Annotated in this window: 12 protein-coding genes, 2 tRNA genes and 1 rRNA gene; 5 read left to right on the top strand and 10 right to left on the bottom strand. The window is 50.6% G+C overall.

Annotated elements, in window-relative coordinates:
• Positions 1-77: 77 nt before the first annotated feature.
• Positions 78-152, top strand: a tRNA-Glu gene (locus tag BMZ81_RS12175).
• A 71-nt stretch (positions 153-223) separates the two neighbouring features.
• A 5S ribosomal RNA gene (gene rrf / locus BMZ81_RS12170) occupies positions 224-339 on the top strand.
• A 111-nt stretch (positions 340-450) separates the two neighbouring features.
• Here rrf and BMZ81_RS12165 read toward each other — a convergent pair.
• The 4 genes from BMZ81_RS12165 to BMZ81_RS12150 are packed head-to-tail and all read right to left on the bottom strand — an operon-like array spanning position 451 to position 3,822.
• Positions 451-1,893, bottom strand: a complete 1,443-nt coding sequence (locus BMZ81_RS12165) for a pyruvate carboxylase subunit B (RefSeq protein ID WP_091132509.1) — start codon at positions 1,891-1,893, stop codon at positions 451-453.
• Between the two features lie 12 nt (positions 1,894-1,905).
• Positions 1,906-3,168 (bottom strand): sodium ion-translocating decarboxylase subunit beta, encoded by a 1,263-nt coding sequence (locus BMZ81_RS12160; protein WP_091132506.1) that lies wholly within the window; start codon positions 3,166-3,168, stop codon positions 1,906-1,908.
• A gap of 18 nt (positions 3,169-3,186) precedes the next feature.
• On the bottom strand, positions 3,187-3,537 hold the full coding sequence (locus BMZ81_RS12155; protein WP_091132503.1) for an acyl-CoA carboxylase biotin carboxyl carrier protein subunit: 351 nt from the start codon (positions 3,535-3,537) through the stop codon (positions 3,187-3,189).
• Between the two features lie 24 nt (positions 3,538-3,561).
• Entirely contained in the window at positions 3,562-3,822 is a 261-nt protein-coding gene (locus BMZ81_RS12150; RefSeq protein ID WP_177187310.1) for an OadG family protein, read from the bottom strand.
• A 248-nt stretch (positions 3,823-4,070) separates the two neighbouring features.
• Between BMZ81_RS12150 and sfsA the strand changes: the two genes are divergently transcribed.
• Positions 4,071-4,751: a DNA/RNA nuclease SfsA gene (gene sfsA, locus BMZ81_RS12145; RefSeq protein WP_091132498.1), complete on the top strand. Its 681-nt coding sequence runs from the start codon at positions 4,071-4,073 to the stop codon at positions 4,749-4,751.
• Positions 4,752-4,767: 16 nt separating this feature from the next.
• A complete protein-coding gene (locus BMZ81_RS12140) occupies positions 4,768-5,346 on the top strand; it encodes a manganese efflux pump MntP (protein WP_091132495.1) in 579 nt (192 codons plus the stop codon).
• A 44-nt stretch (positions 5,347-5,390) separates the two neighbouring features.
• Here BMZ81_RS12140 and nrdG read toward each other — a convergent pair whose 3' ends face one another.
• The 6 genes from nrdG to BMZ81_RS12115 all read right to left on the bottom strand — a co-directional run bounded on the left by nrdG (position 5,391) and on the right by BMZ81_RS12115 (position 10,901).
• Positions 5,391-5,882 carry an anaerobic ribonucleoside-triphosphate reductase activating protein gene (nrdG, locus tag BMZ81_RS12135; protein ID WP_091132492.1) on the bottom strand — a complete coding sequence of 164 codons (492 nt, stop codon included), beginning with the start codon at positions 5,880-5,882 and terminating at the stop codon, positions 5,391-5,393.
• A gap of 31 nt (positions 5,883-5,913) precedes the next feature.
• Positions 5,914-6,282, bottom strand: coding sequence for a DUF4180 domain-containing protein (locus BMZ81_RS12130; protein ID WP_091132491.1), 369 nt, complete (start codon positions 6,280-6,282; stop codon positions 5,914-5,916).
• Positions 6,283-6,362: 80 nt separating this feature from the next.
• Complete coding sequence (locus BMZ81_RS12125; protein ID WP_091132488.1) at positions 6,363-8,699, bottom strand: anaerobic ribonucleoside triphosphate reductase; 2,337 nt, start codon at positions 8,697-8,699, stop codon at positions 6,363-6,365.
• A gap of 190 nt (positions 8,700-8,889) precedes the next feature.
• Positions 8,890-9,045, bottom strand: a complete 156-nt coding sequence (locus BMZ81_RS14135; RefSeq protein WP_177187309.1) for a hypothetical protein — start codon at positions 9,043-9,045, stop codon at positions 8,890-8,892.
• Between the two features lie 84 nt (positions 9,046-9,129).
• The gene (locus tag BMZ81_RS12120) at positions 9,130-10,221 is read right to left on the bottom strand and encodes an S-layer homology domain-containing protein (protein ID WP_091132486.1); all 1,092 of its coding nucleotides are present in this window, start codon (positions 10,219-10,221) and stop codon (positions 9,130-9,132) included.
• A gap of 41 nt (positions 10,222-10,262) precedes the next feature.
• The gene (locus BMZ81_RS12115) at positions 10,263-10,901 is read right to left on the bottom strand and encodes a redox-sensing transcriptional repressor Rex (protein WP_347498071.1); all 639 of its coding nucleotides are present in this window, start codon (positions 10,899-10,901) and stop codon (positions 10,263-10,265) included.
• Positions 10,902-11,102: 201 nt separating this feature from the next.
• Between BMZ81_RS12115 and BMZ81_RS12110 the strand changes: the two genes are divergently transcribed.
• Positions 11,103-11,179 (top strand) — tRNA-Arg (locus BMZ81_RS12110).
• Positions 11,180-11,271: the final 92 nt, after the last annotated feature.

Genomic DNA, 11,271 nt, shown 5'->3' with positions numbered 1-11,271 from the left:
TGACTCTTAATCAGTGGGTCCCCGGTTCGAGTCCGTGAAGGCGCACCAAACGGTGTACCGAAAGGCACACCGCATCTGGCCCGTTGGTCAAGTGGTTAAGACAGCGGCCTCTCACGCCGTTAACATCGGTTCGAATCCGGTACGGGTCACCATTTCCTTCTTGACACAGAGCGCGAAACACAATATAATACAGTTGTTTTCCGGTTTTTCCGGATGACATATAGTTGGTGCTGATTAGAATGAGGGTCCACCCGTTCCCATTCCGAACACGGTAGTTAAGCTCATTTCTGCCCACAATACTTGGCTGGTGACGGCCTGGGAAGATAGGTAGCGCCAACATCTGAGACTCACACACTTGTGTGAGTCTCTTTTTTGTAGATAGTAAGGTTCTGCAAGCAAGAAAGCAAAAAAAACGTTTGCGCGAAAAAGCTTTCCGCGCAAACGTTTGGATTATGGATTATATTCTACATACAATTCTCGAACAGAATTAGGAGATCTTTCTTCAGCTTTCACTGATTCACTCGCTTTTTCGACGGGGCCATCACGGTAGGCCAGAAATTTAGGTGCCACTTGGGGGAAAAGTGCTAAAGAGAGCACATCTTCATCACTTTTGGCAATTTCTCGGAATTCTTCCCGATATTTTCCCAGCTCTGGATCTAACAAATCCGCTGGCCGGCAAGTGATGACATCCTCTGGAGCAATACCAGCTTTGGCACGAACTTCGGCGTTTACCTCGGCAGGAAGCTTTCCATATTCACCCCGCAACATGGCTTTGGATTCTTTGGTAAAGGTCTTATAGCGCTCTCCCGTAATAATGTTCATCACGGCCTGTGTGCCAACAATCTGGCTGGAGGGCGTTACCAATGGAGGATACCCATAGTCCTTTCTGACCCTTGGAATTTCAGCCAGCACATCATAATACTGCTCCTCTTTTCCTGCCTGCTTCAACTGGGAAATCAGGTTGGAGAGCATGCCTCCGGGAACTTGGTAGAGGAGGGTATTGGTATCCACATTTAGGACCTTTGGATCCAGGGAGCCCTCTTCCTTGAGTCGCTGCGCTACCTTGCGGAAGTGAGCCGCAGCCGTGCTCATCTTGCCGAGGTTCAGGCCGGTATCCCGCACCGTTCCCTGCAAAGTGGCAACCAGAGACTCTGTGGCGGGCTGAGAGGTGCCGTTTGCAAGGGGGGAGAGGGCAGTGTCTACAATGTCCACGCCGGCATAGGTGGCCATCAGCAATACCATATCTCCCGTACCAGTGGTGTTGTGCGTATGCAGGTGGATGGGCACGGAAACGGTTTCCTTCAGTTTTTTCACAAGGGAGTAGGCGTCCATCGGCAGCAGAAGGTTTGCCATATCCTTGATGCAGATAACATCCGCTCCCATCTGTTCCAGATCCTTTGCCAGCTTGACAAAATAGGCCTCGTCATGGATGGGAGAGATGGTGTAGCTCATGGCCGCTTCCACCATGCCGCCGTATTTTTTGGTAGACCGGATGGCCTGCTCCAGATTCCGCACATCATTCAGGGCATCAAAAATACGGATGATATCAATCCCATTTTCAATGGACTTGGCACAGAACGCATCCACCACATCGTCGGCGTAGTGCTTGTAGCCCAAAATGTTTTGACCGCGGAAGAGCATCTGAAGCTTGGTGTGGGGCAGTGCTTTCCGCAGCTGCCGCAGCCGCTCCCAGGGGTCCTCGTTCAAAAAGCGCATACAGGCGTCAAAGGTGGCGCCGCCCCAGCACTCCAGGGACCAATAGCCGATGGAATCCAGCACCTCGCAGGCGGGGAGCATATCCTCCAGCCGCATGCGGGTGGCTGCCTGGGATTGATGGGCATCCCGCAAGATGGTGTCTGTGATATACAGGGGCTTCTCAGATAAAAATTCCATTCTGAACCTCCTTTAACCGAACAGGGAAATAAGAACGCCGGCTGCAATGGCAGACCCAATGACGCCTGCCACATTGGGTCCCATGGCGTGCATCAGCAGGAAGTTGCCGGGATTGGCCTTCTGCCCCTCAACCTGAGAGACACGGGCGGCCATCGGCACAGCGGAAACGCCGGCAGACCCGATGAGAGGATTGATTTTTTCCTTCAGGAACAGATTCATAAATTTGGCCAACAGAACACCACCGGCGGTACCAAAGCCAAAGGCCACAATTCCCATAGCCATAATCGCCAGGGTCTGAAGGGACAGGAATGTTCCGCCAGTGGCAGTCGCACCGACAGAGATCCCCAGGAAAATGGTGACAATATTAATGAGCTCATTCTGAACGGTTTTGCTGAGACGTTCCACCACGCCGCACTCCCGGAACAAGTTGCCCAGCATCAGACAGGCAATCAGCGGTGCCGCAGAGGGAACCAGCAATGCTACAAATATCGTGACCACAATCGGGAAGAGAATCTTTTCCTTTTTTGAGACCTGCCGCAGAGGCTTCATTACAATCTTCCGCTCTTTTTCCGTGGTCAGAAGACGCATGATGGGCGGTTGGATCACCGGAACCAACGCCATATAGGAATAAGCCGCAACAGCAATGGGACCGAGCAACTCCGGGGCAAGCTTCGTAGCTCCAAAAATTGCAGTGGGACCGTCAGCACCGCCGATGATGCCAATGGCGGCAGACTGAGCCTGGGTAAAGAGCTGGGAGAGGTTGCAGCCGACAAACGTCATAAAGATACCTAACTGCGCGGCTGCGCCCAATAGCAGGCTTTTGGGGTTTGCAATGAGGGGACCGAAATCGGTCATGGCACCCACACCCATGAAAATGAGGCAGGGGTAAATACCAAGCTTAACGCCCAAATACAAAATATCTACTAAGCCGGGAGTAACTGTCTGTCCCACGGTGACAGTGGCCAATACTGCCTGGGATACACTGTTGGCGGCCAACTCGTCCAAGAAGGCTTGGGTAATTTGTGCACCGCCAATCAAATCCCAGTGAATATGTCCTCCGGCAAAAAAGATCTCATGGAACATTCCTGCGCCGGGAAGGTTGGTCAGCAGCATACCAAAAGCGATGGTTACCAACAGCAGGGGCTCAAATTTTTTCACAATGCCCAGATACAGCAAAATGCAGGCAATGCCAATCATCACAAGGCATTTCCAGTTTTCTCCTTGAAAAAACAAGGAAAAACCCGTACTCTGGACGAAATTCAGGATAGCTTCCATATCAGCGCCTCCGGTCCGTCACTGAATGACACACAGAAGGGCACCGGACTCCACAGCTGTGCCCTTGGTAGCTTGGACGGATGCCACCCTGCCGTCACAGGGACACATAATCTCATTCTCCATTTTCATAGCTTCCAGGATCATCAGCACTTGTCCGCGCTTTACCATATCGCCGGCTGCTATATTGACCGACAGAATTGTACCGGGCATGGGGGAGGTGACTTGTTCACCGCCGGCAGAAGCCGTAGGGGAAGGTGCAGGTGCGGGCGCAGACGCAGAAGCAGGAGCAGCCGCCGGTGCAGTTCCGGTCAGCTCCTCCAGCTCAATTTCATAAGTAGTTCCATTAACGGTCACTCTATACTTTTTCATAATGATATCCCATCCCTTTCTCAATTAAAGTTTTTTGACAGACAGAATGCGAATGCCCGTGATATCGGTGCCCAAATCCTCCGCAATGGCAGCGGAAACGGCGGCGATTAGTTCTGTGCGGTCCGGCTCCACAATGGGAACTGCAGACATAGCTGCGGGCACAGTCTGCTGTTCGGTTCCGCATAAGAGGCTCATTAACTTCGTCAATAAAATGAGGCAAATCAAGCCGAAAAAGACGGTACCGATTCCCATCAGGCACACAAATGCGCTGGAGTAGGTTTCCATACAATACCCCCTACGATTGAATTTGGTTATATTGTAGCAAGTTAAACGAATAAATACAATTGACATTTGTGCAAAAATTTAAATAGGCGGTCAGAAAAAAAGTAAAAAGAATTTGTGCAAAACGGCGAAAAGAAACGGAAATATAAACGATTAATTAGATCAAATCCTATATAAAATGATGATATAATCATTTTGGAATTGTTTGAGTTTTGAATTGATTTCAATACGTTGGGAGGAAAGTGACTGCAATGCGCTACCAAACGGTTATCCCCGGGCGCTTTTTAAGCCGGCCAAATCGATTTATCGCACATGTGGAGACAGAGACAGGCGTTCAGGTCTGCCATGTCAAAAATACGGGCCGATGCCGGGAATTGCTGGTTCCTGGAGCGACCGTATACCTGGAGCGGGCACAAAACCCCGCCAGGAAAACGCATTTTGACTTGATTGCTGTTGATAAAAAGGGACTGCTGATTAATATGGATGCACAGGCACCCAACCGGGTTTTTGCAGAATGGGTACAAGACGGGGGATTTTTACCGGATGTAAGGGAGATTTTGCCGGAATATCGGTATGGAGCTTCACGACTGGACTTTTGCCTGAAAACACCCGGCGGACTCCATATGGTGGAAGTGAAGGGCGTGACATTGGAAGAAGACGGCGCAGCGCGCTTTCCGGATGCGCCAACGGAACGTGGAGTCAAGCATATCCGGGAACTGCAGAAGGCGGTGACGGAAGGGCTTGACGCAACCTTGTTTTTTGTGGTACAAATGGGAAGTGTCCGCAGCGTGACTCCAAACGATGCAACGCATCCTGCCTTTGGTGCCGCTCTGCGGGAGGCAGTTTCTGCCGGTGTCCATGTTTGCGCCTATGATTGTGCGGTTTCACCGGACAGTTTGGAAATCTGGGAGAGAGTCCCGGTGATTTTATGAGGGGAAGGGTTGTCTCATGAGTTTTCTGGAATTGCTTTTAATCGGCATTGGTCTTTCCATGGATGCGTTTGCCGTGGCAATTTGTCAGGGACTGTGCATGCCAAAGCTAAACCTGCGCCACGGTACGGTAATCGCTTTGTTTTTTGGTGTGTTTCAGGCGCTGATGCCCCTGCTGGGCTGGCTTTTGGGATCTCAGTTCGCAGACAGAATTCAGAACGTTGACCATTGGGTGGCGTTTGTTTTGCTGTGCTTGATTGGATGCAATATGGTGCGGGAGGCACTTCAACCCGAGGAAGAGGAGACCGTCTGTGCAGTTGATGTAAAGCTGGATCTCAAAAAACTGTTTTTGATGGCAGTTGCCACCAGTATTGATGCTTTGGCAGTCGGTGTGACCTTTGCTTTTCTGGACGTGTTGATTGTGCCGGCGGTCAGCATCATTGGAATCACGACATTTTGTATTTCGCTGGTTGGCGTTGTGGTTGGAAACTTCTTCGGTGCCCGTTATAAGAAACGGGCGGAACTCTGCGGAGGAATCATCTTAATTCTTCTTGGAATCAAAATTTTGACGGAGCATTTGGGCCTGTTTTCAAGTTAGCCTTTCTACATAAAAAGAGCGAGTCGTTTTTCGACTCGCTCTTTTTATGATTCCAACAGAACCACCGTGCCCTGCTCCAAGCTCTCCTGTACCCGAATGACCCGCTGATTTCTGCTGCCGCGCCAAGGAAGGGAAAGTGTTCGTTCTTTCAAAAGGAAGGGACCGTCTACCAACACATCAAGCTCCCGCAACAACGCTTGTTGCACCGGTATGCCTTTATCCAGCAGATCTTCAAACAAACTGCCGGTCCAGCACCAGACATTGAGGCCGCTTTCATGGGCAGCCTTTGCCAGAAGCAAAGCCTCCGCGGGCTGTTCAAAAGGCTCTCCGCCAGACAGGGTCAGTCCATCTGTCAGAGGATTAGAGCGCATTTCCGCAACCAACTCTGAAACGGGGATTTCCACACCGCCATTTGGATCATGGGTTTGAGGATTTTGACATCCAAGGCAGCTGCGATGGCAGCCTTGAAGAAAAACCGTAAAACGGAGACCGGGGCCATCTACAATAGAGTCCTGGACGATACCCGCAATGCGCATGAAATGACTCCTTTCCACCCCTACGGAAATGTTACGCGGACAGCTTTTCCAGGGCCTCTTCCTCCGTGGATACAAAGAAAAAATCCCGTCCACGATTGCTCTCCCGGATAAAATTCTGCAGAGGCTTGCTGGTGTAGTGAGAGTAGTCTCCCCAAAAAGCTGCCTTCATTCCGTAGTTGATCCATTTTTGCAAAATTTCGCCAGTTGTACCATTTCTCAAAATGAAAAATTGTTCGGCAACAGCCTGCTTGCTCAAGATTACACTGGTGGCTCCAGTTTGGTACTTTACAGACATCATCAAATCCAAGGCCGATTGAGTATCTGTTATCAGCAGTTCGCCGGGACAGAATCTGACAACGGCAATTTCCACGTGATTTTGAATCACCTTATGAAGATTCATCAGTGATGGCATCCTTTCTTGATGTGGGTGGCAGGGAATTACCGTTGCCGTCCATGCTGTACAGGCATGGGGCAGAATCGTTATTCTGCCGCCAGCGTATGCTTGACCCGATCATGCTCTTCCGCTGTTTTGGCGTCATTCCACCGATCCATGGTGCCCACCAGATAGCCGGTGATGCGCCGGATGCGTTCAAAACCAGTCATGCTGGCATTCTCGCGGCGGCCACAGCCCGGGCATTCGTCGCCGATGATACCCGTATAGCCGCACACAGGATCGCGATCCACTGCATGATTGATAGAGCCGTACCCAATACCGGCTTCCTTCATGCAGCAAATGATCTTTTCGAAGGCCTCCAGGTTTTGCGAAGGGTCGCCATCCATCTCCACATAACTGATATGACCGGCATTGGTCAGAGCGTGATAGGGAGCTTCCAGATTAATTTTCTGATAGGCGGAGACAGGGAAGTACACGGGAATGTGAAAACTGTTGGTGTAGTATTCCCGATCTGTGACGCCCGGCAAAATCCCAAACCGCTCTTGATCCAGCTTCAGGAAGCGGCCGGAGAGACCTTCCGCCGGGGTGGCCAGCAGGGAGAAGTTCAGTCCCCGCTTTTCACTCTCCGCATCCATCCGGGCCCGCATGTGGGAAATAATTTCCAGCCCCAACTGCTGGCTTTTTGCACTTTGTCCATGGTGCTGACCTGTCAGTGCGACTAAGGTTTCCGCCAAGCCGATAAAGCCGACGGACAAAGTGCCGTGTTTCAGCACGTTCCGGACCTCATCATCCGGGCGCAGGGTTTCGCTGTCCAACCAAACCCCTTGTCCCATCAGAAAAGGAAAATTCCGTACTTTTCGGCGGCACTGAATCTCAAACCGCTCTAAAAGCTGCTCAACACACAAATCCAGCATGGAGTCCAGAGAACGATAAAAGGCTTCCAAATCACCCTTTGCCAAAATACCGAGGCGAGGCAGGTTGACAGAGGTAAAGCTGAGATTACCCCGCTGATTGCAGATCTCCCGGCTGGGGTCATATGTGTTGCCGATGACCCGTGTCCGGCAACCCATATAGGCAATTTCCGTCTCTGGATGTCCGGGTTTGTAATACTGGGCATTGAAGGGGGCGTCCAAGAAGCTGAAATTTGGAAACAGGCGCTTGGCGCTGCACCGGCAGGCCATTTGGAAGAGATCGTAGTTGGGATCGCCTGGACGGTAACTGACGCCCTCCTTCACCCGGAAGATTTGAATGGGGAAGATAGGTGTTTCTCCGCTGCCAAGGCCAGCCTCAGTAGCCAGGAGAATATTGCGGATTGCCATGCGGCCCTCCGGAGAGGTGTCCATACCATAGTTGATGGAGGAAAAAGGAACCTGCGCACCTGCCCGGGACTGCATGGTATTCAGGTTGTGGAGCAGGGCCTCCATAGCCTGATAGGTGGCCCGGTCTGTTTCCTTCCTTGCGCGGCTATGGGCAAAGGATTGGTATCGCACGGCCTGCTCCTCTGTCAGGCTGTAACGCCGCATCAGGTATGGCCGCTCAGCCAGCAGATAGGTGTTGCTGTCTTCCAGAGAGGGTCTGCTCCCGCTTTCCCGAATGGCATCTGTCACCATGGCTTTCACTTCATCATCAACATCCGGCAAATCCAATTCCAGAGCAAGGGCTCTTGCCAAATTCATTCGATACAGCTTCACAAAAGTTTTGGCTACACCCTCTGCCATGCCGTAGTCAAAGTTCACAATAGACTGGCCGCCGTGCTGGTCGTTCTGATTGGACTGTATGGCAATACATGCCAGGGCAGAATAGGTGGAGATGTCGCCAGGCTCCCGCAGATGCCCAAGACTGGTAGAAAAGCCTCCGTGAAACAGCTTTAAAATATCAATTTGTGTGCAGGTCGTAGTAAAGGTATAGAAGTCGAGGTCATGAATATGGAGATCACCCTCGGCATGGGCCCGGGCAAATTCAGGCTTCATAACGTAGGTCTCGTAGTAGGTTTTTGCGCCTTCGCTGCCGTACTTGAGCATGCTGCCCATCGCAGTGTCGCCGTTGATATTGGCATTTTCCCGCTTCCCGTTGCTGGCCTTGGCAGAAGAATAGGTGATATCCTCATAAATTTTTGTCAGCCGTCCGCCAAAATCGCGGGCCCTGGCCCGTTCGCTGCGGTAGAGAATATAGGCCTTGGCAGTTTCCGTATATCCGTGCTCCATCAAAACCCGTTCCACCAAGTCCTGGACGTGTTCTACCTCAGGAAGCTCCAAACCCTCCACTTCAATAATGGAAGCGACTTCCTCGGCCAGATAAGCGGCCTCTTCCTGCTGATTCGGCTGGAAGGCGGCATCAAAGGCCTTGGTGATTGCAGCGGCAATTTTCCCGCCGTCAAAGTCCACCACACGGCCGTCACGTTTTTTGATTTTCTCTAGTGCCATATTGGTTCCTCATTTCAAAACCACAAGATATAGTGGGGAATTAAATTTGACATACTATATAATATATTATATCCTACCACGCAGAGAAAACCATGTCAAGAAGGACGCCTTGACGGCCAGGCGTGAGAGAAAAGAAAACCACACTCCGTGTCCTTTCGGACACGGAGTGTGGTTTTAAACCTATGAAAGATTAGCAGCAGGGAGCGGATCCACAGCCGCAGTTATTATTGCAGCCGCAATTGTTGTTGCAGCCACCCCAACCATTGTTTCCGCAGCAGCACCAAATGATGATCAGCAGAATGATGATCCAGCAGCAATTACCGCCGCCCCAACCATTGTTACACATACCGGAACCTCCTATGAAAACGTAGACCGACCGAAGCGGTCTCAATCCATAGTATGCGGTGGTGGAAGAGAGGTGATGGATTATTTATTTTCGGATGCTGGTCACCATGGCTTGGGCAGAGGCAGACTCTGAGGTCGTAAAAACGCCCTTGATCAGCAGCGTGTCCCGCAGTGTCTCGCTGGTGCCGGCTACTAAGGAATCCAATGCATAGTAGGAGATGTAGACCAGATCTGCGCGCAGAAAAACTTCGCTTCGCAGCAATTCCTGTTCCTTGGAGGTAATTACGCCGGCATTTACAGCCCGGGACAGGGTATCGGACAAGTCTGTATTGGACGTGGAGCTGTACCCCAATGCCCGCAGCATGAACTCCATATACTGATTTGCCGTGATGGTCTGGGCCGGACGAAACGTGGTGGCAGAAAATCCGTTGGTATACCCCCTTTCATAAGCGTAGCCAACATACTGGGCCGCTTGAGTCCCTGCGGCTACATCCGTAAAGGGAGAACTCCCGCTCCAGGACAAAGCGGCATCCTCCTCGCCCAGAACCCGAATAAACATGATCAGAGCTTGCAGGCGGGTAGGGGAAACCTCCAGATCATAGCCTTTTCCGTAGCCGGTAAAGCTGCCCTTGAAGAGGTGCATTGTTTTCAGGGCAGCTGCCATGGCGTTGTAGTCTGTGGAATCAGAGTAGCTAAATCCATAAGGGCCCTGATAATCCACAACCGCTGTTTTAGAAAGAACGGTAAAGACGGCGGAGGTATCCTCCGCTACCAGATATCTGTGGTTGGCAGTTAATATGGATCCACTGGAAATAGCGGTACCTGTCGTGACGTCCACAACTGCGCCAGAGGAGAAGGAAACCTGCACACTCCCTGCAAGCACCAGGACATTTGTACCGGTGGATCCAGTCAGCATGTCAGACGCCTTTAACCGGATTTCAGTCCACGTGGAAGTACTGCTGTCAGCGGTGTCGGAAAGAGTGCCATTTTCCAACAAAGCGGCGTCCGACGCATCCAGTTTCTGCGTTACCCTGGTATCCACCATACTGGAAAAGCTGCCGTTCAGATAGGAAAGAGATGCCAAAGGATCCGACGCATCCCCGCCTGCCGCATAGGCGAAGACCAGGAGGGCAGACAGCGTCAGAAAGCCCATAACCAAAAGGGAAGTCTTTTTCATCGATAACGTTCCTTTCACCATAGGAAGAAGCTGAGACAGCATCAGCGATTGGCAATTCGATAACTGAGGATCAAAAGACTATCAGCAAAATGAATGTTCTCAAACTTTACATCCGGTTTGGAACTGGACAATTCAATGTTGGTAAAATTCCAAAAGCCTCGGATGCCCATGTCAATCAGATGGTTGGCGGTTTTCTGTGCGACAGACTGCGGAATTGTCAAAATCACAACATCCACCGTGTGCTCCCGAATAAAGCTGTCCAAATCCGACAGGGAGTATACAGGAACGCTGTTGATGGTGGAACCGATGACAGATGGGGACACATCAAAAGCGGCATCCACGGTAAAACCGGTTTGGGCAAAGGGAAAGTTTTGCAGGAGAGCATGTCCCAGATTTCCAACGCCAATCATAATCAGATGGTGATTTTTATCCACACCAAGAATATGACCAATTTCAGAACGAAGCTCCTCAACATTATATCCGTAGCCTTGCTGGCCAAACTCGCCGAAACAGCTGAAATCCTGCCGGATCTGTGATGCGGTGATATTCATTTCCTGCCCCAGGGAGTGGGAGGAGATCCGCACGATGCCCTGAGAAGAAAGATCTGTCAATTGGCGATAGTAACGGGGAAGCCGCCGGATGACAGCGTCAGAGATATTCTCCTTTTTCAAATTGTTCACTCCTATCAAAAATAGGGACTTGTTAAAATATTCTCAATTCAGTTTAACTTAAAATGTCCACATTGTCAATTTCATTAACAATCTTTTCTGGCTAATTTTAAATGTTCTTTTTGTGAAAATTTTCAAAGAAAAGACTTTACAATTGAAAAAAACATTGCTATACTATGTCAGGATGTATGAATGGATACGTCTTGTGTAAATGCGCCCGTAGCTCAGTTGGATAGAGTGACAGACTCCGACTCTGTAGGCCACTGGTTCGAATCCAGCCGGGCGTACCAAAAAAGTTCTCCAATCGTTACGATTGGAGAACTTTTTTATCGTTTTATCTGCTGCTTTTATAATTTCCCATTTCGCTCATGTAAACTTTTCT

This window comes from Oscillibacter sp. PC13 (genome assembly GCF_900115635.1).
GTDB lineage: Bacteria > Bacillota > Clostridia > Oscillospirales > Oscillospiraceae > Oscillibacter.
The sequence above is the reverse complement of the archived record's forward strand: the minus strand, read 5'-3'. Positions and strand labels throughout refer to the sequence as shown.